Source organism: Pseudomonas neuropathica (assembly GCF_051174785.1).
Taxonomy (GTDB): Bacteria; Pseudomonadota; Gammaproteobacteria; order Pseudomonadales; family Pseudomonadaceae; genus Aquipseudomonas; species Aquipseudomonas neuropathica_A.
In genome coordinates this window covers 5,306,340-5,329,460 of sequence record NZ_CP195111.1, presented here as the reverse complement: position 1 = coordinate 5,329,460, position 23,121 = coordinate 5,306,340, and the positions used below count along the sequence as shown (strand labels likewise).

15 protein-coding genes are annotated in these 23,121 nt (G+C 55.3%); 14 read left to right on the top strand and 1 reads right to left on the bottom strand.

The features are described from left to right. The first annotated feature begins 210 nt into the window (after positions 1 to 210). The 5 genes from ACRRSD_RS24115 (at position 211) to ACRRSD_RS24095 (ending at position 2,985) form a co-directional block, all read left to right on the top strand. Complete coding sequence (locus ACRRSD_RS24115) at positions 211 to 801, top strand: cysteine hydrolase family protein (protein ID WP_007914026.1); 591 nt, start codon at positions 211 to 213, stop codon at positions 799 to 801. Positions 802 to 931: 130 nt separating this feature from the next. Beyond that, positions 932 to 1,252: a hypothetical protein gene (locus tag ACRRSD_RS24110; RefSeq protein ID WP_007914024.1), complete on the top strand. Its 321-nt coding sequence runs from the start codon at positions 932 to 934 to the stop codon at positions 1,250 to 1,252. Positions 1,253 to 1,326: 74 nt separating this feature from the next. Next, positions 1,327 to 1,884, top strand: coding sequence for a Smr/MutS family protein (locus tag ACRRSD_RS24105; RefSeq protein WP_127926454.1), 558 nt, complete (start codon positions 1,327 to 1,329; stop codon positions 1,882 to 1,884). Positions 1,885 to 1,961: 77 nt separating this feature from the next. Next, entirely contained in the window at positions 1,962 to 2,507 is a 546-nt protein-coding gene (gene folE / locus ACRRSD_RS24100) for a GTP cyclohydrolase I FolE (RefSeq protein WP_003442011.1), read from the top strand. Between the two features lie 106 nt (positions 2,508 to 2,613). After that, entirely contained in the window at positions 2,614 to 2,985 is a 372-nt protein-coding gene (locus tag ACRRSD_RS24095) for a glutaredoxin family protein (RefSeq protein WP_095120114.1), read from the top strand. Positions 2,986 to 3,145: 160 nt separating this feature from the next. Here the strand turns inward: ACRRSD_RS24095 and ACRRSD_RS24090 are convergent, their stop codons facing one another. Further along, the gene (locus ACRRSD_RS24090; protein WP_435035721.1) at positions 3,146 to 4,312 is read right to left on the bottom strand and encodes a PLP-dependent aminotransferase family protein; all 1,167 of its coding nucleotides are present in this window, start codon (positions 4,310 to 4,312) and stop codon (positions 3,146 to 3,148) included. Positions 4,313 to 4,394: 82 nt separating this feature from the next. On the opposite strand from ACRRSD_RS24090, the gene ACRRSD_RS24085 reads away from it, so the two are divergent. The 9 genes from ACRRSD_RS24085 (at position 4,395) to ACRRSD_RS24045 (ending at position 22,974) form a co-directional block, all read left to right on the top strand. Next, positions 4,395 to 4,841 (top strand): MarR family winged helix-turn-helix transcriptional regulator, encoded by a 447-nt coding sequence (locus ACRRSD_RS24085; RefSeq protein ID WP_435035720.1) that lies wholly within the window; start codon positions 4,395 to 4,397, stop codon positions 4,839 to 4,841. Between the two features lie 291 nt (positions 4,842 to 5,132). After that, positions 5,133 to 6,482 (top strand): NCS2 family permease, encoded by a 1,350-nt coding sequence (locus ACRRSD_RS24080; RefSeq protein ID WP_007914003.1) that lies wholly within the window; start codon positions 5,133 to 5,135, stop codon positions 6,480 to 6,482. Positions 6,483 to 6,571: 89 nt separating this feature from the next. Next, a complete protein-coding gene (locus ACRRSD_RS24075; RefSeq protein ID WP_435035718.1) occupies positions 6,572 to 7,201 on the top strand; it encodes a LysE family translocator in 630 nt (209 codons plus the stop codon). 530 nt (positions 7,202 to 7,731) lie between these two features. After that, positions 7,732 to 11,277, top strand: a complete 3,546-nt coding sequence (locus tag ACRRSD_RS24070) for a calcium-binding protein (protein ID WP_435035716.1) — start codon at positions 7,732 to 7,734, stop codon at positions 11,275 to 11,277. 377 nt (positions 11,278 to 11,654) lie between these two features. Then, positions 11,655 to 15,167: a calcium-binding protein gene (locus ACRRSD_RS24065; protein ID WP_435035715.1), complete on the top strand. Its 3,513-nt coding sequence runs from the start codon at positions 11,655 to 11,657 to the stop codon at positions 15,165 to 15,167. Between the two features lie 173 nt (positions 15,168 to 15,340). Continuing rightward, positions 15,341 to 17,191, top strand: a complete 1,851-nt coding sequence (locus ACRRSD_RS24060) for a hypothetical protein (protein WP_435035713.1) — start codon at positions 15,341 to 15,343, stop codon at positions 17,189 to 17,191. Between the two features lie 192 nt (positions 17,192 to 17,383). After that, positions 17,384 to 19,093, top strand: a complete 1,710-nt coding sequence (locus ACRRSD_RS24055; protein WP_435035712.1) for a hypothetical protein — start codon at positions 17,384 to 17,386, stop codon at positions 19,091 to 19,093. 91 nt (positions 19,094 to 19,184) lie between these two features. After that, complete coding sequence (locus ACRRSD_RS24050; RefSeq protein WP_435035710.1) at positions 19,185 to 21,038, top strand: hypothetical protein; 1,854 nt, start codon at positions 19,185 to 19,187, stop codon at positions 21,036 to 21,038. A gap of 391 nt (positions 21,039 to 21,429) precedes the next feature. Next, positions 21,430 to 22,974 carry a hypothetical protein gene (locus ACRRSD_RS24045; RefSeq protein WP_435035709.1) on the top strand — a complete coding sequence of 515 codons (1,545 nt, stop codon included), beginning with the start codon at positions 21,430 to 21,432 and terminating at the stop codon, positions 22,972 to 22,974. The last annotated feature ends 147 nt before the right edge of the window (positions 22,975 to 23,121 follow it).

The following is a 23,121-nucleotide window of genomic DNA, read 5'->3' as shown; positions in this document are numbered from 1 at the left end:
GATTCTACCAGCCAAAACGCCTGACGACGACGCAGGAAAAACATCGCGGCGACGGTAGGAGTTTTCTGTTTTTTGCATCGCCTATTGAACAGAACGTGTAACTTGACAAGGCTGCAGGCCAATAACGACGGTGCCTACGATGGTAGCGATTCACAGAACCGCTCAGCCAGAGGACAATGTCGCAAAAGCCCCACCCCAAGGAGCCCCAGAATGTCCGTTCCAAAAACGATGTTTCAACTCAGTGGTCGCGGTTACGCAGCGGCCACACTGAGTCATGCCACCGTGGTCATTATCGATGCCCAGAAAGAATATCTCAGTGGCCCGCTGGCCCTGAGCGGCATGGACGCGGCCGTCGCGAACATCAAACAAGTGGTTGCCGCAGCCCGTGCAGCCGGTCGGCCGATCGTGCACGTGCGTCATCTCGGCACCGTCGGTGGCCTGTTCGACCCGCAGGGCGAACGCGGCGAATTCATCCCCGGTCTCGAACCACAGGGCGATGAAACCATTATCGGCAAACTGCTGCCGAGCGCGTTCCACGGCACCGAGTTGCTCGATCGTTTGCAAAACCTTGGCTCGCTGGACTTGATCGTCTGCGGTTTCATGAGCCACTCCAGCGTCAGCACCACCGTACGTGCAGCGAAAAACCTGGGCTTCCGTTGCACCCTGGTGGAAGACGCCTGTGCCACCCGCGACCTGCCATTCAAGGGCCGCGTGCTCAGCGCCGCCGTGGTGCAGGAAGCCGAAATGGCGATCATGGCGGACAATTTCGCCACGCTCGCACTGACTCAAGACCTGATCTGATCTGCTCTGATGAGCGGCTCACGGCGCCGCTCATCCGCAAAGTCCTCTCATTTGCCGCAAATGCCATAGCCTCAGGAACAACCCGGTCAACTCCCGGTCGAAGGGCCGATACCCATTGAGGAAGGTCGGAATGAAGTTATCCGATGGATTTGACGCACGCCGCTTGCGGCCCAAAGGCCAAAGCAACTGGCGATTTCGATTCGGCGCGGCGATCGCCGCCATTCTGGCGACGTTCGGTGTGCTGCTGGCGATGGCCGGGGCCGCCAGTCTCCTCGGGCGCCCGCCAGCGCTCGGCGACTTGAACGCTACGCCAATGGGCTCGGCAATCATTCTGGCAGTCGGTTTGCTGTTTCTGTATTTCGGCGTCGCCCTGTGGCGGCGCTGCCGCCGTCGCGCACGGCAATCGCGGGAACTGAACATGTCCCCGCATCTGATGAAAAAACACGACTGACTCACCGGCCTGGCTTTTTGCCGGGCCGTTTTGTTTCGACTTGGGTAAACTGGCCGCCCTTCGCGGAGGCTGACATGCAAGACGACGATTTTTCCCTGTTCAAAAGTGCAATCCAAGGCGTCAAGCCGATCAAGCACGACCGCGCCGACACCGGCAAACCCAAGGCTGACCGCGCACAGATCGCCAAGCTGCGCCAATCCGCCACCGTGCGTACCGACACCGCTACCGTGGATGGCCTGTCCGATCAGTTCGTGATCGACGTCGGCCCGGAAGACGAGTTGATGTGGGCGCGCGACGGCGTGCAGGAAAGTCAGATGCGCAAGCTCAAGGTCGGCCAGATTCCGTTCGAAGGCAGCCTCGACCTGCATGGCATGAGCGTAGAAAAGGCCCGCGAAACGCTCTGGGCGTTTCTCGCCGAAGCGACCAAATTCGAAATCCGCTGCGTGCGCGTCACCCACGGCAAGGCTGTGCGCCTGGACGGCAAGCGGCCGATGATCAAAAGCCACGTCAACACCTGGTTGCGCCAGCATGCCCAAGTGCTGGGTTTCTGCTCGTGTCAGGCGAAACACGGCGGCGCCGGCGCGGTTTACGTGATGCTTAAACGCACCATGATGGAAGGCCGCGACGAATAATCGCGTTACACCGAACTTGCAGGGTTGTGTCCGCCACCGTACCCTTGCCCTTTGCGAAAATCCCCACAGGTAGTTTCATGTCCCTGGAACAGAATTACACCGCGATTCTCGGCCAATTGGGCGAGGACGTGTCCCGCGAGGGCCTGCTCGACACGCCAAAGCGTGCCGCCAAAGCCATGCAGTACCTCTGCCGCGGTTATGAACAGACGCTCGAAGAAGTCACCAACGGTGCCTTGTTCAGCTCCGATAACAGCGAAATGGTGCTGGTCAAGGACATCGAGTTGTACTCGTTGTGCGAACACCACCTGCTGCCGTTCATCGGCAAGGCGCACGTCGCGTATATCCCGAGCGGCAAAGTGCTGGGCCTGTCGAAGGTCGCGCGAATCGTCGACATGTACGCCCGCCGCCTGCAAATCCAGGAAAACCTCAGCCGCCAGATCGCCGATGCAGTGATGCAAGTCACCGGCGCGCTGGGCGTAGCGGTGGTGATCGAAGCCAAGCACATGTGCATGATGATGCGCGGTGTCGAGAAGCAGAATTCGTCGATGATCACCTCGGTGATGCTCGGCGAGTTCCGCGAAAACGCCGCGACCCGCAGCGAATTCCTCAGCCTCATCAAGTAATTTGCTGTAAGAAGAAAAAACCGGCATTCATCGCCAGTTTTTTTTCGCCTGTGAAAAATCGGGTAAGCTGCGCGCCTTTCTCAATTTGCACCGTGAGGCTTTAAACGTGTTCGTCAAAGCGCTTCGTGTCGGCCTCGGCCAACTGGTTATCTTCATCGACTTCATCACCCGCCCGGGCAAGAAACAGCGTCCTGCCGAAACTCAGGCCCAGGTCAATGCTGCCGCGCAAGGCCTGACTCTGTATCAGTTCCATGCATGCCCGTTCTGCGTGAAAACCCGCCGCACGCTGCGTCGTTTGAATGTGCCGGTGGCGCTGAAGGATGCGAAGAACAACGAGCAGGATCGTCAGGCCCTGCTGGAACAGGGTGGCCGGATCAAGGTGCCTTGCCTACGGATTGAAGAGAATGGCCAGACCACCTGGATGTATGAGTCCAAGGTGATTATTGATTATCTTGATAAGCGCTTTGCTGCGGTCTGAAGATTATGGGGTGGATTGATGACGCCTTCGCGAGCAGGCTCGCTCCCACCCTTAGAATGCATTTCCATTGTGGGAGCGAGCCTGCTCGCGAAGAGGCCCTCTCAGCCACCGCAAATCCCAGTTAAAAAATAAACCGGCCTGTGAGCCGGTTTATTTGTTTTCAAGCCGCTTTATCTACCTGCGCCCGCCGCACCACCGCCGCTAATCGCTTCAAACCTTCATCCAGCCGCGCCGGATCGATATGGCTGAAATTCAGGCGCAAATGCCCAAGATTGTTATCCGGATCGGGAAAGAACGGTTCCCCTGGCATAAACGCCACATCATTGGCCAATGCCTCATTGAGCAACGTTCGCGTATCCAGCGGTTGCTTCAACGTCAGCCAGAAAAACAGCCCGCCCTGCGGCATGTTCCAGTCGGCCAAATCAGCAAAGTGCCTTGCCAACGCTGCTTGAAACGCGTCCCGCCGCTGCCGATAGAACCCTCGCAATTCGCTCAAGTGCTGCTGATATTTCTCCGTGCCGATCCATTGCAGCGCCTGCCACTGACCGATGCGGTTGGTGTGCAGATCCGCCGATTGCTTGAGCTTAAGCAGATGCGGGAACAGATCGGGACTGGCAATCAGGTAGCCAACACGCAAACCAGGCAGCAGGGTTTTCGACACGGTGCCGGTGTAAATCCAGCTCGCCTTCTTCAGACGCCCGGCAATCGGTTTGGCGCTACCGCCATCGAAAGTCAGTTCACGATAGGGTTCATCTTCGATCAGGGTGACGCCGAATTCATCGAGCAATGCGGCGACGGCAGCACGTTTGGCCTCGCTGTAGCGGACAGCGGACGGGTTCTGGAATGTTGGAATCAGATAGATGAACGCCGGACGATGCTGCTCCAGACGCTCGCGCAATTGCGCCAGATTCGGACCGTCGGACTCCTGCGGCACGGTCAGGCAATCGGCGCCGAACAGCTGAAAGATTTGCAGCGCGGCGAGATAGGTCGGCGCCTCCAGCAAAATTTCCGTGCCCTTGTCGATGTACAACTTGGCTGCCAGATCGAGGGTTTGCTGGGAACCACTGACCACCAGAACCTGACTCGCCGAGCAATCCAGGCCAAGCGCCCTCGCCTCTGCCGCCAACGCTTCGCGCAACGCCGGTTCGCCTTCGCTCATGCCGTATTGGCCGAGCGCCAGCGGCATGTCGGCCCACTCGACCTTGGGCAGCATGGCTTCGGCCGGCAAACCGCCAGCGAACGACATCACCTGCGGTCGTTGGGCGGCGGCAAGGATTTCACGGATCAAAGAACTTTTAAGGCGTGAGACACGTTCGGAAAAAGCCATGGAAGTCACCGGTGGCAAGGGATGCGAAAAATGAGTCAAACTGGTTGACTGAAATTACGACAGCTTGAGCGAGTACGTCAACATGCTTGACCTTAAAAACCCTGCAAGCCAACAACAGGCGATGGAAGCGTTTTTCTTCGGCTATCAGGCCTTCACCGCCAAGGCTGATGAAATGCTCGAGCGCCGTGGGCTCTCGCGGGTACATCAGCGCATTGTGTTTTTCATCGCTCGATACCCGAATTTGAGCGTGAAGGAATTGCTTGGATTGCTCGGCGTCAGCAAACAAGCCTTGAACATGCCGTTGCGGCAGTTGCAGGAAATGCATCTGGTCGACAGCGTGGCGTCCGCGGCTGACAAGCGTAAGCGGCTGCTGGAGTTGACGGCGGAAGGTGCGAAATTTGAGCAGGCGTTGCGCCGTGAGCAGGTGAAATTGCTGGAGCGGGTGTTTGCCGAGGCCGGGGAAGCGGCAGTGAATGGCTGGTTGGCGGTGAATCTGGCGTTGGGGAACAGTCAGGCAGTTCTCGATTGAATGGGACTGCTTCTTCGCGAGCAGGCTCGCTCCCACAGAGGAACGCATTTCAAATGTGGGAGCGAGCCTGCTCGCGAAGGGGCCAGTGCAGGCGATATATCCCTATCGACGGAACTTTCGTAAACAAAACCAAAAACAATATTTGCTTTATTTGTACACAAAAGCATAATCCACAGCGTGCGAGTTCCTGACCGCATGGTCAACAAATTCGCGTATGCCTCAAAGGGCCGCTGCCACCCCTCATGGGTCCGGCCCTGGAAATAACAATAAAACTCTTGAGGAGTACTCGCTGTGGAAAGCCGCAAATCCGAAGCATCGACGCTGGACCTCTCGCCACCATTACGCAGTGGTCTGCTGGAACGTCTGTTCAAACTCAGCTTGCACGGCACCACGGTGAAGACCGAGCTGATTGCCGGTCTGACAACCTTCATCACCATGGCATACATCATCTTCGTCAACCCGAACATCATGGCCGATGCCGGGATCGATCACGGTGCAGCCTTCGTCGCCACCTGTATCGCCGCTGCACTGGGCTGCCTGTTGATGGGCCTGTACGCCAACTGGCCAGTGGGTCTGGCGCCAGGTATGGGCCTCAACGCGTTCTTCACTTATACCGTGGTCGGCACCATGGGCTACAACTGGGAAACTGCGCTGGGTGCGGTATTCGTCTCCGGTGTGCTGTTCATGATCCTGACTTTCTCGCGGATTCGTGAGTGGTTGCTCAACAGCATTCCGGTCAGCCTGCGCTTTGCGATGGGTGCAGGTGTCGGTCTGTTCCTTGGCCTGATCGGTCTGAAAACCGCCGGCATCGTCGTCGATAGTCCAGCGACCCTGATCAAACTCGGCTCCCTGCGTGAACCGGGCCCACTGCTCGCGGCCATCTGCTTTCTGATGATCGCCATCCTCAGCTATCACCGAGTCTTCGGCGCAATCCTCATCAGCATCATCACCGTGACCCTGGCCGGTTGGGGCCTGGGCATCGTGCACTACGAAGGAATCATGTCGACCCCGCCGAGCCTGGCCCCGACCTTCATGGCCATGAATGTTGCCGGTGTGTTTAACGTCAGCATGATCAGCGTGGTACTCGCCTTCCTCTTTGTGCACATGTTCGACACCGCCGGCACGCTGATGGGCGTTGCCCAGCGCGCCAATCTGGTCAATGCCGACGGCCGTATCGAAAACCTCTCCCGCGCAATGAAAGCCGACAGTGCCTCCAGCGTCTTCGGCGCCGTGGTCGGCGTTCCACCTGTCACCAGCTATGTAGAAAGTGCTGCCGGCGTGGCTGCTGGCGGTCGGACTGGTCTTACCGCAGTCACCGTAGGTGTGCTATTTATAGCGGCGATGTTTTTCGCACCGCTGGCCGGCATGATTCCCGCTTACGCCACCGCCGGTGCTTTGATCTACGTTGCGATGCTGATGATGGGCGGTATGGCTCACATCGAATGGGACGAAGCGACTGACGCCATCCCGGCCATCGTCACCGCGATCATGATGCCACTGACCTTTTCGGTCGCCGACGGTATCGCGCTGGGCTTCATTACTTATGTCGCGCTGAAGGCCGGCACCGGTAAATACAAAGAAATTTCCGTGAGCCTGTGGGTGCTCTGCGCGATCTTCATCGCCAAGTTCATCTTCTTGTAAGCGTCACGCGGTTCAAGCGTCAAAACAGCCTCACCCTCGCGGGTGGGGCTTTTGCACATTCTTGAGTACAACAAAAAAGGAGGAAAGTGATGAGTCTGGAAACCTGGCTGCTGTTCAGTGGTGCTGCGCTGGTGGTGATCCTGATTCCGGGGCCACTGTCGCTGTTGATGATCAGCAACAGCCTGAATTATGGCTTGCGGCGTTCTTACCCGGCCTTCCTCGGCGGTGTCAGCGCTTCGATCTGTCTGCTCAGCGCCTCGGCCCTAGGGCTCGGTGCGTTATTGCTAGCGTCGGAAAAACTGTTCAGCGCCCTGAAAATCGTTGGCGCCCTGTACCTGTTCTACCTCGCCTGGCAGAGCTGGCAGCAATCGCGTCAGCCATCGGTGGGTGCCGAAGTGCCGCAAGCTGCGCCGGTGCCACGCTTCCGTACGCTGTTCGGCCGCGCCTTCTTGCTGGGCGCAAGCAATCCGAAGGACATCCTGTTCTTCGCCGCATTCCTGCCGCAGTTTCTCAGCGCCGAACAACCGTTCCTCCCGCAGTTGCTAGTGATGATCGCCACCTGGACGGTGCTTGATCTGCTCTGCAAGCTGGCCTACGGACTGGGTGCCAATGGCGCCGCACATTATCTGCGCAGTGGGAAAGGCCAGAGCTGGTTCAACCGGATCAGTGCCGGTTTGTTTGGTGGTGCCGGCGCGGCGTCTTTGCTCAGCAGCCATTGAAACACTGGCGGGCTCATTCCTCCTGGAATCAGCCCGCCCCGCTACACACAACCTTGAGGATCACCGGCCTCAAGCAGCGGCAACGTCTTGCATCGTTTGCCTTCAGCTCAAAACATATATACCGCACGCAAGTGGCGAAGCAGGTCATTCACTAGTCAGGAGAAGTCCAGACGGATGCGTCAGGGCAAACTACTTCCTTTATTTTCAGAAACTGCTGTTCGAAACTTGCAGACAACAAAAACACTTCGCAACACTTAACATACTGTTATAAAAAGTTCCTCCGCCCCTCGATACAACCACGCACAATCGCTGAACATGGGCTCACCAAAAACACTGAAATCATTGTTCTGTATGGGAGTACGGAGTGACTCCCGCCTGGAAGAACCAGATTCCTCAATACTCAAGTAGACGAGCTTCCACCCCCTTCTTTAATTGAAACACATCGGTTCTTTACTCGTACTACATGAAGTTATATCTCTATCAGCAACATTGCTCCGTATGCTGCAGACTATTTGAACAAGGAAGTTTCAATGTCAAAAGCCACAACTGTTAAAAACACTTATGCCCAAAATGACACCGTCGAAGTGTTGGACATCGGCATGCACACCAATGAACGCACCGCCGACACGATCGACTTCGAAGCTACAGGCACCGATGTGACGGAAAATACATCTGCCTCGACCGGTCAACGAAAGCCCGGTCAGCTAAAGGTGCTCGACGATCTGTTCGGACCGTTCAAAATAGGTTCGTACACCGTGACACGCCGGGCCCTGGATGCGTTGGGAGCGACCATCGATGGCCAGCCGCTGACCGGTCATAACACACAGTTTCGCCAGCCCAGTCGATCTTTCGTCAACGCCCTGCAACTCAGCTATCCCGCCATCGAAAAGCGCATGAAAATTTCCACTTTCGGTGATGACTACTTACTGCCTTCATTTCTGTTCGAACTCGCCAATCTGCGCCCGGCCACTGCCCCGCCGGTCATCAGAGAAGACGTTGCGGCAAGTGTCGACGATAGTGGATACGCAAAAAAAATGGCTCGCCTGTTGAGCTCGGCCCAAACCCTCGATTTGCATTTGTCCTATTCAGCCAATCGCAAAAACCCGAGCTGGCTCATCATCAAGAACCATTCCATGATCGGCGCCAGCGTCGGTATTCAGGCTTTTGGCATATTCATGGGAATTCGCGGTATTCACGATGCCGTGAAGCGCAATGACAAGGATGAGATCATCTTCAACAGCGTCGGGATCGGCACAGAGGTGGTCTCGATCATCACCGACGTAGCCGTGACCAAAGTTGGCCAGCGCATGATCGAGGCCGGCAATGGCGCATTGAAGGACTTCATCAAAACCCGCGCCGGGATCCGCCTGGGTCGGTCCGGAGGACTCATCGGCGGCATATTCACACTGCCGTTCGATGTCGTCAGCGCCGTCAGAGAATTCAACGCAGCCAGCAATAAAACCGGCAAAGAGGCCTTGGATCATTATGTCAGCGGCGGTTTGAACATCGCCAGTGCCGCCATGACTGTCATTCTCGGTAGCGCCGCCATGGCCGGTTTCTCCTTCGCCGGCCCGGTCGGCCTCGCCGCGGGTGCGCTGATGGCGATTGGATCGCAAGTCTACGGCGCGGTACGCATGGTGGATGAAATCGATGACTACATCGAACTCACCGTTGAAGAGCGTTGGCGCACCGGATGGTTTTCCTTTGTGCCGTTGATGGACATAGACCAGGACATCAAAAATCGTTACGAACTGGCCAAAGCCAAAATCGAAACCGCCAAACGAATGCAGGCAACCGCCAAACAGATACTCGACGAGACGCAAAGGGACAGCATCGAAGCCGTCGTGTACGGCAGCTATGAAGATCGCCTGAAGAAAAGACGCGAGCGCGTAAAGCACTGGTGGGGGGTCGAAACCATGCCGATTGTCTACGTCCCGGAGGTGGTCGGCCTTGACGATACCATTGATGCTCGCGACGGCGTAACGGCTGAAACCCCTGGCGCAGTACTGGGTACCCCGGGGGAAACCAAAGGTATTTTGTGGTTGATCGGTAGTGGCAAGGACACCATCACCGGCGTTGCGCAAAAGCCCAATGCCTTTTATTACGGAGAAGGCGTAAAGGATCTGGCGGGAGGCGATAAAGATGACAGGTTCATTGCCCAGGATGCAGCGGATGACCTGGCAAGACATATCGAAAGCAGTGAGTTTTCCCGACTCAAGGGCGGTGCCGGCAGCGATACCTTGATCATGGATGGCATCCAGTCGCATCCGGACACTGGTCGCGGCTACGACATCGATCTGGTGGCGGGCACCTTGCAAACCTATAAGCCGAACCCGGACGCGTCTGTAGTGGATGGCGAGACGTACTCCTTCAAGGCACTGCTCGAAAGCATTGAGAACGTTCAGACGCTGCAAGACGGAAGAAGCGTCGTCACGGGCACCGCTGCATCAAACGTGATTACCTCAAGAGGCGCGGACACCATCAATGCTGGCGCCGGTAACGACTTGATTTATCTGTACAAGGCAAACGCCACCGCATTCGGTGAATCGGGAGTGGATTTTTATCACGTGGAATTGGCGGAGGGTTCAGTTCTCATCTCGGAAGATGGCGTCGACGAAAGCAGGATATCGTTGGGTTGGCGAATGGACCAGATCGAGAAATGGGAGGTGGACAGATGTCGTCTTTCCATCGAAGTGAGCTTCGACTTTCATTACGGTCGCCGAAGCAGAATAGCCATCGATAACGTGTACAAAAAAACCGACGGCCGTCGGGTGTTGCACAATGACAAATTAATAATCACTACTCGCGATGGATATCACCTGAAGCCGGATCTGCCTGAAACAATCGAGCACGACGATCCCGTTAAGATAAGCGCAGAAAAGACCAAGCAGGGACGCCCTGAACCAACGACCATTGTCCACGCAGCAGTGTGTCAGGTGCCCACCCGGCAAAATACCCACTTTTACCTTCAACGCTACAACCAGCACACTCAATTCATTACCGGCAGATCCCCCGATTCCACTTTCGGCACCCGCATCTTCCTTGATTACGATTACGCCGAATTGACCAGTGCGCATGTTGCCTTTGCCACCACCCCGTCCATTTTGAAGAACGCAGCGGCGGACAAGGACAAGATCAATGTCTCGGCAGATTTTCTGTTTTACTTCGGTGAAAACCTGTTGCAGATTGCCGGAGTCGGCCAGTATGCAGAAACGACGCTTGATGCTGCCCTGAAAAACCTCGCAGCCAGCGTCTCTACTCATGGCTATAAGCTGGTATTTCGCGATGGAAAATCCCATACGCTGATCCTGGAAAAGGAGTACGCCGTACCTCCGGCACACTATAAACACAGCGTTGTCGCCAATACACTGACCAGCCATAACTTGCGTTTCCCGCTGAGAACCCACGACAACGAGGTTTTCGAAATACCCGAAACCTACCCGGAGAAACTGGATCACGCTTCTTCCTGTATCGGGTTCTTGCCTATAACCGAACAAACTGCGATCGAAAACATTGCAGGTGCAGGTGCCACCTATGTGATCCATTTGGTCGAGAACAGAGTATTTCGGATTTCGACGCCGGGCGGCCTGGCGACTGCCGAAACTCGGCTGGACAACTCATCCACCTGGGAAATCGATGCGACGCAGATCAAAGACTTCAAAATCGTCCTGACGGGAAATCAGCTGTACATCGGAACGGTTACCCTGCATTTACCGCAGTACGGCCCCGAAGATCTGATTGACCAGATTTTTGTCATCGGGCCAAAAGGCGTGGTACACACCGTAGACCTGACTTTCGACCGGGTTTATATCGACAGCCTCGACGCCAGATATTTTGACCCGCCGTCTATGGAAGATTTGCCCGAAGAGTTTTCTGCGCTGGCTCAACGCGAGCTGTACGTGCGCAATGTTGCAATGAGCGACGGTACTCGAGGCAGACTGAAGTACAACCTGGCGAACCGCAAATGGATTCTGGACAGTAACAAATCTCGGGAAATAACTTATTCGCAGCTGAACGTTTTGCAGCGTTGCGAACATCAGAACAAAGCGCGCGCCGCCACTGTCGCTGCCCGATAATCGAGCCACTGGCAAAACGGCGTCAGAGCATAAATAAACCAGCCCTCAGCCCGGTTATTGTTTCCAGGCCGTTTTCCCAGCTGCGCCGCAACAGCCCACCCTGCGGCGTGTTCCACGCAGGCAGATCGGCAAAGTGTCTTTCCAGCGCCGCTGACTGACGGTGCAATTCCAGGTCCAGCACCCTCGCTGCTGCTGCCAAGGCTTCGCGCTGGAGTTTCGCAGCGGCCGCCGGGATTGCTCGCCCCCTATTCCCGCCTCAACAACTGCATTCCTCAAGCGCAATACACAGCAACAACCCGTTGATGTACATCGTCCGGAAATCGATCGTAGTATCACGCCTAGCGTTAATAAAAACTTGCCAGAACAAGGAAGTTCAGATGGCCACCATGATACGCAAAGCGTCATTGGAAACTGCAGAAGTCGCAGATGCTGTGGTCATCACAGACATGCGTTTTGAACGCAATGAGCATAATGTTTCAACCATTGATCTCAAACACAGCAACACAAAAAGAACAAGCAAAGTAGATCAGTTGAAACTCGCCGACTCAGTATTCGGCCCGCTGCAAATCGGCAGCATCTCAATAACTCGAGCATCTCTTGATGCATTAGGCGCTACGGTTGACGGCCATCCACTTAACGGCAAGAACACCTTTTTCCGGGTTCCCAAGCGATCTTTCATCAACTCGTTGCAATTTAGTGCTGTCGATATTGAACACTACATGAAGACGTCAACGGGCCAAGACAGCTATTTATTGACCACACTGCTTTTCGAAATGGCCAGCGAACGCCCACTGACCGCCCCGCACTTGATAGGAGAAAATTCGCAAGTCACTGCAGACAAAGATAATTACCGCAGCAAACTGGTTAAGCTATTAGGCTCCGCTCAGAAACTTGACCTGTATCACGCAAACTTGCCCAAACATAATCCCCGCTGGGTGGCAATGGCAAAAAGTTATGCGACGCTTGGTTCCAGTGTCGGCATTCAAGGTTTCGGCATATTCATGGGTTTGCGCGGTGTGGTGGATGCTATCAAAGCTGACAATACCACTGAAGTTGCAATCAACAGCGTGGGTATTGGCACCGAAGTCGCTTCCATCGCCGTTGATATTGCCGTCAGCAAAATTGCCTCCAATATGCTTTCGGCCGGACAAGGCGCCCTGCTGGATTTTGCCAAAACCCGTTTTGCGCTGAGGCTCGGCCGTTCCGGCGGGCTGATCGGTGGTGCACTGACATTGCCGTTCGATATCTTCACCGCCGTCAGATCGATCAATGCCGCAGAAAATGCAACCGGCAAACAAGCCATGGATCACTACGTGAGTGCTGGCCTGAGTATTACCAGCGCGGCCATGACCGTCATCCTTGGCACCGCCGCGTTGGCAGGGTTTTCATTTGCAGGTCCAGTAGGCTTGGCGGCGGGAGCCATCCTAGCCATCGGATCGCAAATTTATGGCGCAGTCCGCATTGTTGACGACATTGATGACTACATCGAACTGACACTGGACGAACGCTGGCGTACAGGCTGGTTCTCGTTCTGCATGATGGAACCCGACGAGGCCGTGCAGAACCGTTATCTGCTGGCTAAAACCAGCTTGCAACACGCGACACAATTGCAGTTAACAGCCAGAAAACTCCTGGATGGCCAATTAAAGGACACCACCGAAGCCATTGTGAACGGCAAATTCGAAGTCCACCTCAAACCATCCCTGGTGCGCAAGCGCAACTGGTGGACCAAACAAGACAGTTGGGAAACGATACAAGTCCCCGAGATCAAGGGGGGCGATGATGTCATTGATGCCCGCAGCGGTGTTACCAAAGACACCCCTGGCGCAGAGCTGGGAACATCTGCCGAACACAAGGGCATTCTTTGGTTCATCAGCGATGGTCAGGATTCGATCAAGGGCGTTGAGAACAAGCCAAACAGCTTTCATTACCGATCGGGAAAGAAACAGCTGACGGGCGGGGACAAAAACGATCGCTTCGTGTTTGAGGGCGCAGGTGATCTTCTGGTAAAGGATATCCCGGTAATTGAATACTCGACACTGAAAGGTGGCGCAGGTACCGACACCCTTGTCCTGGCCGGGAACAACTACACCCGTCGCAGAGATAAAAAAGGTTATCACGTCGATTTACTCGCCCAAACCCTGCAGCTATTAGAGACCGCCCCATCTGCCGAAGGTGGCGAAAAACATACCCTCCACAGCCTCTTGGAAAGTATTGAAAATGTCGAAACCGTAAGTGGCGCCATCAGTGTTGTGATCGGTTCAGAACATCGCAACATTATTAATTCACGTGGCGAGGACACGATCAATGCGGGTGCCGGGAACGATCAAATCCATCTGTCGCACACGGGAGCAACTGCCGCTGGCGAAGCAGGCGTTGACGAATACATCATTGAGCATAAACCGGGCCGGATCACCATCATAGAAGATGGCGCAGAAGAAAGTATTATCTTGCTCAACTGGAAATATGAACTGATCGATAGTTGGCTAATCGAGGATGGCTCACTGATCATCAGTTCACGGTTCCCATTCGCGGACACCCCGAAAAGTGTGGTGATCATTAAACACGTATATAAGAAAAGCGCAGAAAACTTCGTCCCACAGAATAATAAACTGACGTTCATGACCAGCGATGGCTACTTCTTAAAACTGCCTGACGCATCTGAACTGCCCGCCAATATCGAAAACGGCCAGGATCTTGAGGTCAAGGTCGTCGTTGTGAAAAAAGGTACTCCAGAAAGACCACTAATCCTCCACGCTTCCGAGTGCTCGATCGAGCATCAACGAGAAGCGAGTTATTACCTGCCAAGGTCCAGAAAAAATACGACATTCTGGTCCATAAAACGTGCCGAGGCAGTAGTCCGCCTGCATCTGGATTACGACTTAAGCGAACTCACAAAAGTTGAAGCGCACTTTGGCTCTGGCGAGTGGAAAAATAATCGAGAGCTCTTTGCTGGCTGTGACCTGCTTTATCACTTTGGCCAAAACACAATAAAGTTCAGAAATTTTGCCTACGCGCAAGGTGGATCCGACCCCAGAAACATGACCAGAATCCTGAGAACCATGGCCGCATATCCCAACTACCGGGTCGTGCTCATTTTTAAGGGTGGTATTCCTGTCAATGCAGGTCTTACACCTGAAACCGATATTTGCCCCCTTGAAAGCCATAACCCGTATGGCTTTGATCGTTGGCTGATGCAGATGTCACTGCCGTTGCCACGTCGCACAGACCAGACCCCTTTTGAACTGCCGGATTCCAAGCCCTTCGAATTCGACAGGGCAGGATGCGGTTCGCTTTTTTCCTACCCCGAACAAACCTCGATCCAGAATCTTGAAGGCAGTGGCGCCACGTACCTGATTCATCTGGTGGCCGACATCGCGATCAGACTCTCGACCCCGGGGGCACTTGCGAACGCTCCAGCCAGATTGCCTTACTCGTCTACCTGGGATCTTGACGCGACAACACTTGGCAAGGTCGAGATCAGGCTGGAAAACAACCAGTTGCATGTCGGCACCTGCATTGTTCATCTACCCGATTACGAAAGCGAAGACCTGATCGATCAGGTACGCGTCATCACCCAAAAAGGAGTCGTCCATATCGTCGATTTGTCCTTCGACAGGGTTTACCTGGACGGCCTGGATGCACGGTTCTTTGAAGAACCCGACCCGACAAAAGCCTTGCCGGAAGTCTTTGCGGCAATGGCCAATAAAGCGGCCAAAGTGAGAAACATTATCCTCGACGACAACCGGCCCGGGGCGCTGAGTTACAGCTTTCCCGCGCACGGCTGGATACTGCGCAGCGACAAATCCCGCGTTGAGTACTCCCGCCTAAGGGTAATCAACCGCTGCAGCCATCAAGATCTCAACCTCTTCAATGAGCCTGGCACTTAACACGCCGCACATCAGGCAAACCCGATAACCACGCGCGCGCTCCGAAGTTGAAGTAATCGAACTTCGCCATCGTTTCCCAACCTGGACTCTCCGGGATGTAGACGAGTGCGCCTGAAAAATGCGGCGAGGCACTTTCGTGCGGTCCGCGCCCCTCCTTCAACGAGTAATTTCACATGCCCAAACCACCCAAGAAAGCTCAAGTGACAACACCCGCCGATACGACTGCTACAACAAGAACTGTGCAGTCAGGCTCGGGTAGCCGTGTTACCACAAACTTACCTGACACCCTACTGTCGAGCCTTGATTCGTCCCCGGGATCGCCGCCTCCCGGCACCTCCACCAATCGGTCGCCCGCCGTCATCGTCAACGAATACAGAACCGCCCGCAGCGCAATCGCCTGGCCTCAGGACCGATTGCACGAGCTGACGCCGAGCGGAGAAAACACCGGTTTGTTCACCGGACCGGATCAGAGGACCTACGCACAAATCGGCAGCGAAGGCCGGTTCGTTGTCGAACGGGATTTGCAGGGCAACTATTACGTTCCATTGACCTTTGCGCCTGGTGTTCCCGGACCGGTGCTGACCAGGATCGAAGGCCAGGCCAGTTGGCACATTCAGCGCCCCGGCTGGCAATCGACAGAGTCTCGGCCCAGTACGCCTGCCACGCCACAAACCATCTCTTACCTGACACCCGAGGACGCCACAACGCTGACCAGAGCAGAGCTATCAACGAGTGGCATCCGTTACAACAAACTCAAACATACCTTCGTCGATACAGCGAAGGGCACGGTCATGGTCCGGAAAAACCAACAAGGTGAGTATCAACTTGCCTCGGTGACGAGCAGAAACTCGCCTGATGTATTTTTTGAACAGATTCCCGGAACAGTACTATGGCGTCGAAAGGGTACGGACTCACCATCCGGCGAGAGTCCTGCCGAGGGCGGCTCTCGGCAGAGTGGCGAAGTGGACGAATCGCAACCTGGCCCAAGCAAACGCCCACGGACCGTCCCCCCCGAAGATCCAGTGCCAGTGCCAGTGCCAGCACCCTCCCCCGACACAAGCGCCGCGGCCGAGCAAACACCGTTTTTCTGGTTACCGTGGGGCCATCTGAACAAACCACCGCTGGTGGAGTCCGTTCAACTTGGCTGGTTTCATTATCCCATCGTGCCCGTCGGCTCCAACCGCACACCTAAAGTCTACTTTGTGCAACATCCCGACTTCGCGCCAGCAGACTTCGATGCGTTCGAAAACATGCTCTACACGGCGCCCTCGTTACAGCCTGTTGCGACGTTTCGCATAGGTAACGATCCGGGAGAAATCAACCCCGGTAAACGTTTTTTTTCTGAACCGATATCGCAGTCGGTTGCCAGAGCGTTTCCCGACTTTTCTGATCCCACTGCATATGCCGTCGCCAGAAAACTGTTCGAACTCGCGGGCAACTCGCCAATGATTACCGGCACCGGACTGGTCAATATTCAAGCCGTGCTACATCAGTGGAAGCAGAACCCCTTTCCCTCCGCACCGGCTTATGCGGACCCGCTGAACATGCTGGCGGTGGCGCCATCCATCGATTTCGAGGGGAAAAAACTTATCCGGATGCCCTCCCAGATCGACAGCGAACTGGAACGGCTAACGTTCGATCCCAAGTACTTTCCTGTCGAGTGGAACCACTACAAAGCCTACCCGACAGATCTGAACCTCAGGCGCCTGCTGGGCGCCTTGTTGGTTCGAAGCGGCTACGACGTCTTTCCCCTGACGTATGAACACCGTAAGCCAACCCTGGTACTGCGACGTGAACCCCATGACCAGATCTACTTTCTGAAACTGGGTGCGGTGGAATATATCGGCCTGTCCCATACCCCAGGCAATGAGCTGGCAGACCCGGACTTGCCGGCCAGAATCGGCGCCGACGCGTTGCAAGCCCTGACAACCGCCGCGGCACAAAACAAATTGGTATGGCTGATCGGTGGCGTATTGAACGTCCAGTCGAATCCCGAATCCGTGTTCATCCTCAGAGAGCGGTGAAGGTCGATGTAAAAACTCTCGCCGGCGACGCTGCCATGAGAGTTTTTACACTTGCGCCGGATTACGCAACATCGTGCGGCAAACGCTGACAATGCAATACATATGTACCGCACGGCCGGAAGATCTTTTCCCGACAATGGCTCCTCCACCCCTATGCAAACGACTGGATCAACAATCTCAAGGAGTCATTCAATGGCAAAGCCCCCCAGGAAAATTCCGCGCACGCTTTCGCCCGATTCGTCCGGGGCCCCCATCGAACATTCAGGCAATCCTCTCGGACCAACTACCGGCGAAATCACTCATCCTGCTACAGGTGCCGTCAATCTGCCTGCCGCAACCGGCGCGTCTTCAAGCTCTTTACCGACAATAACCGCGCCCCGCACGGTCACCGTTAACCCCTTACCAGCTGTAACTTCCCCGCGCCCCACAATCACCATCCACCACTACCCTGAGGGTTCGCGTCAATCACACGCAGCCGACTGGGTGTCCCTGCATTTCAGGGAAAGCCGGCAGGCTGCTGTCGCAAGCACCTCCACCAGAGAGCAAGCGCAACACTCGGGGTTTATCAACGCCGAGTCGGCGAGCCAACTGAAGTTACAGCCAGGCACGGCAGAGGGGTTTCGATACGACAAGCACAATAAAGCGTATGTCGAAATGGACGACGGCATGATCATGGTGGGAAACACTGCGCACGGCTGGCGACAGACACATGCCGGGGAGGCGACTCCAACGGGTAAATGGGTTGAACGGATTCCGGGCACCAAGCGGTGGCGTGAAATCGACGGGCCGCGACACCACCATCAAGCCGCAACCGATCCAGCGTCCACCGAAACGACCGACGCCATACCCGGTCCGAGCAATCGCTCGCACCGAGTCCCGGAAGTCGACGTCGCAGCGACTACAAACGTGCTGGTCGAGCGTCTGTCAGCCCATCAAACAGCCGCATTGGACTTGTCCGTAGCGCAGTGGAAAAACTGGGGCAAAGCCACAAAACCGGAAACGAGTGAGTCCATAGAAATCGAGGGATTGCACTACCCACTGGTAAAGCAGGTTTTACACGCTGACACCGAGCTGGTTTATCTGCAACACCCGAGGTTTAAACCCGAAGGTTTCGACGAATTTGAAAACATGCTACGCCATGAATCCTCGATGCAGCCTAAATGGGCGCTGAAACGCAATGGCCAGTGGAGGGTTCTGGACAACCACGCGCCGTTCGAAATGTCGCCAACGCAATATGTATCCACCGCCCTGAGCTATCTGTCCGAACATTCGGTAAATAACCTCGCCAGAGCCGTATTTGATCGCGTGTCCACGCCTGAAGGGATTGATGCCGCCGGACTTTCCGCGATGACCCTGACGTTTCGCCATTGGACAGACAGAGTCAACGGGGCGATGCCACAGCACACTCTTTCCGACCCGTTGATGCTGCTGCCCAGATTGCCCGCACAGCATCATGACCAATATGCCGGAGGGCTGCTCACGTTGCCGGCGCTTACGTCGAACCGTTTGCAGCGTCTGGACTTCGACGCCCACCAACAGGATTCGATGCCAAGTGCCTCGAGTTCACGCGACTTGTTCGAAAGGATTCTTGGTCTGAGCGGTTACAGCATCAATCCGAACAGGCACCCGCACCCGAGTGGCGAGGACGTGATGATTTTTCACCGAGAAGATGTCGCCGCCATTTTCGTACTGAGGTTGACCCCAGTTACACAGACGCCCATTCCTCGTTACACAGTCGTCGGCTCCGAACTTGCCAACCCGGACTTCCAGAGCAGACTCAGCGAAGCGCAAAGACAGTCGCTGGCCGAGCATTTGAATCATTACGAAGTGGTTTATCTGGTGGGGGGCAAAGAACAGTTTTCCCCCGATAGCTCGAGCCTGTTCATTGTCAGAGAAGGTTGAATACACAACCCGGAATCTCTGCAACGCGTCCGCAAGTTTCTGTGGACAAGCCGCAATAAAACCTCTTGTTTCATACAGCGAGATCAAATCAATGGTCAAACCACCAAAGCGTGTGGCCGGGGTCACTGCGCCCGATATTCGCCCAAACATTGCAAGTACATCCCCCCGACAACCGGTTGAAATCCAGGCAACCACACCATTCTCCGTTGGCCTGCCGGACGCCCCAGTGCATCAACCGTCAGTGCAGGTCAACAAAATGGCTGAGTTCCACTCACCGCAAGTTGAGTCAGCGCTGCGATCAATTACCTGGCCTGCCGATCAAGTACACCTGCTCCAGCGGCTCGATCCCGATAGAGGCCTGTTCACCAGTCCGGGGGGCAAGTTGTACGCCAATGTTGAAAACGAAGGACATCTGCTGGTCGAGATGCAGCACGATGGTCGCTATCGAATTCCCTTCGATTTCACCCCGCACTTGCCAGGCACCTTTCTGATCAAGACAGAACGCCAGTCCGTCTGGACGTTCGAACGGCCCAATTGGCTGGCGCCCAGCTCAGAAAGTGATCGGCGAAACGTAGCCACCGAAGGTCTTCCTGCAGAACCCCCGATTTACCTGGCAACCGATGCAGCGGCCCTGCTCTCCCCCTCCCAGCAGACGCCAGACGGAATCCGCTACGACAAGCACCGCAAGACCTATATCGACACCGCCGAAGGAACCGTCATGGTGCGTAAAAACGCCAACGGTCAATATCAGCAAGCCTCCGCGAACGTGCGCGATGCATCCGCATTATTGTTCGAACAGATTCCCGGGACACGACTGTGGCGCCGTAAAACCGGGCAGACCGGTTCTGAACCGGAGCGTTCGCTACAGGAAAAACGCAAAGCCTCGACCGATCTGCCAGAACTCATGGCCGGCCCAAGCAAGCGACCGCATCATGGAGAAGGGACAGACGCCACCCAGGCGCTGACCGAGAGTTTGCTGTCCGCCAACCCCGACGCGATCAACCTGAGTTTCGGCTTATGGCGAAACTGGGGACAGAGTATCCGCCCACAATTGGGCCAGCATATCGAGATAGACGGGCAGTATTACCGGGTGATGCAACAGGACTTGAGTGCCAACCCGCGACTGGTTTATCTGCAACATCCGCTGTTTTCACCCGCCTTGTATGACGCCTTCGAATACATGCTGCGGGATAACCCGTCGATGCAGCCGAAATGGGCAGTTAAAAGAAACAACCAATGGACGGTACTGGACAGTGTCGTGCCCTTTGAGAGGCCGATTACTCAGTACATCTCCACAACCTTCAAATATCTGTCGGATCAATCGGTCAACTCACTCGCCAGAGCCATGTTCAATCAGGCGAACCGATCCGAAATCATCATTGCTCCCGGTTTGGCGTTGCTGAACCAGGTGTTTCGTTACTGGGCTAACAGGGATCAGCGAAGAGCGCCGCGTCGAGAACTTTCTGATCCGCTTTTAATGTTGCGCCCACTTTCCGGAACTGAAGAAACCCTGCCGATTCCGTCCTCGCTGGGTGAAGGCTTGATGCGACTGGATTTTGATCCTGGACGTTTCTCTCGGCACTGGAACGAATACGCCGCAGCGCCAACGGGTCCCAACTTGCGCAGGCTGTTCAGCCAGCTTCTGGAAGATGACGGTTACGTGATCAACCAGTCGAAGAGCACGCTTGCCGAGAACGAATTGCTCTTTTACCGGGAAAAGATCGATCACGTATTTGTGCTGAAACTGCCGCCTCTTATCGACGGACGCCTGCAGCGATTTCAGCCTGAGCGTTTTCAACGCAGTGAGGTTGTGGTGCAAACAGCCAGTCGTGAACCAACACCACTGTCGGCTTACAGCAAAGATAAAAAGATCAGCTACCTGCTTGGTGGAATCCAGACAGATGTTCTGGGGCAGACAACGCTGTTCATTTTCAAAGACCAATGATCGAGCAATACAGTGAGGAAAAAAACATGAATCACGCCGAGACATTTCAATGATCAAACCCACAAAGACCACGGTTCGCCCTGTATCGCCCGATACCTCGACTACCAACAGGCCTAACGCTGGCAATGGCAGCGGAACGAATCCTGGCAGCTCCAACATTCTTGCGCCAGGTACGAATCGACTGCCCGACACTTCCACTCCCATTGCGTCTGGCACCCCAACTACCGGCGCGCCACATGTTGTGGTTAGTCACATAACGGACCCGGTGAACACTGAAGCCAATGCCAGACTGGCCGAGATATCACTGCCGGTATTACAAGCCCCTCTGCTAAAGCCACACGGATCAGTCGACGGATTATTCGTGGCCCCGGACGGTCGGACTTACGCGCATATGAAAGACGGCAGTCATTACCGGGTTGAGCTCACTACCGCCGGTGACTACCAGATTCCCTGGCCCGCAGCGCCAGGCGTGACACCACCGATTGTGAAAAAAATCGACGGCCAGCCACATTGGCGAGTCGAGGCACAGTGGTACGCGGCTCAGTCCAGGCAGGGTCATCTGCCAGCGCACCAACAGTCTGCCGAACCATTACAAGCGATTATTTTCGTCGACCCTTATCTGGCAACCCTTCTCCCAGTCAGGCACCAGTCCCAAGACGGCATCCGCAAAGGGCCGATCGGAACTACGTATGTCGACATCGACGGAGGAACCGTCCAGGTTCGCAGGAATGAACAAGGCGAATACAAACAGGCTTCAGCGACAACGAAGAATGTGCCGGATATAACGTTCGAACGGATTCCGGGGCAATTCCTCTGGCGGCGTAAACTGCAGACCACTACAGATACACAACAAGCTCCACAACCGGGCAGTGCTCGTGCTATCAACCAGTCAGAGCAGCCCGGCCCGAGCCCAAATAAACGCCCTCGACTGCCAGAAGACAGTGATTCTCTCGATCCCATCGTACTCATGGGCATCAGTGCAATATGGAAAGGCTGGGGAACCACGACAAAACCGTCAGCCGGCGACTCCATCAAATTCGGCGGCAAGCACTTTGCGATACTTGACCAGCCGACCCACGTCGTTGACGCCTATGCCTTCATCAAGCCTCCACTGTTTTCTGCCACGGGTTTCGATGCTTTCGAAAAGCTGCTGCTGACCACGCCTGAGCTTCAACCCAGAGTGGCGGTAAAGGTAGCGGACAGGACAGGGCAAGGCAGTGACACCTGGAATATTGTCGAGAGTCGGCCATTTGAAAAAAGCCTGACTCAATATGTCAGCGATCAGTTCCCCTACCTTTCTGGTCCGACTGCAAGCAAAGCGGCGCGGGAGATGTTCAATCGGGCCAGTTACTCCGGTCAAATAACCGGGTCCGGGATCAGTGCATTGTTCGAGACTTTCAAGTTCTGGGAAAATCGACCTATGTTCGTGGGCGATAACAGGTTCGTTCGCCAAGACTTGAGCGACCCACTGGTGCTCCTATCGCCGCTTGCGACCGACGTAGATGGCCACATGCGTATGCCGCGACCGTCCGCTGAAGATCTGCGAACAATCGAAATCAGTCCGGAACTGCTCTCCGGTTCGCAACATCGAAGGGGTGGCCGAACTACGCGGGCACTATTCAAAGATCTTCTTAGCGCACACGGTTACTCCATTACCCATGAGTTTTCCCCCAGTCTGGGGGATGCCTTAGTGATCAAGCGAACGGGTGTTGAACATGTTTTCATCATGTTCATGGACAAAATTCAAAACAACACTGTTTTTCTCTCTAATCCCATTACCTGGCTGCAAAAAAGAATCTTGGTCGACAACATGGTTACCCATGTCAAAGATGACCTGGTGGAGCATTTGCACGCGAACAGGATCATTTTTTTGCTGGGCATCAACGCGCCTCTGCCAACGCAGGAACACAACCTGATCGTCATTCGACACAGCTGAATGGCCTTATAGGTAAGCGGAGCAACGCGCTCCGCAGTTCTCTGGAGCGCGCGCGGGCAAATCCACACAAAATGCAGAAATAAAAAAAGCCCGCAGTGTGAGCGGGCGAAAGACCAAAGAAGCTATATGCGCAGTCGCTTCCCGGTG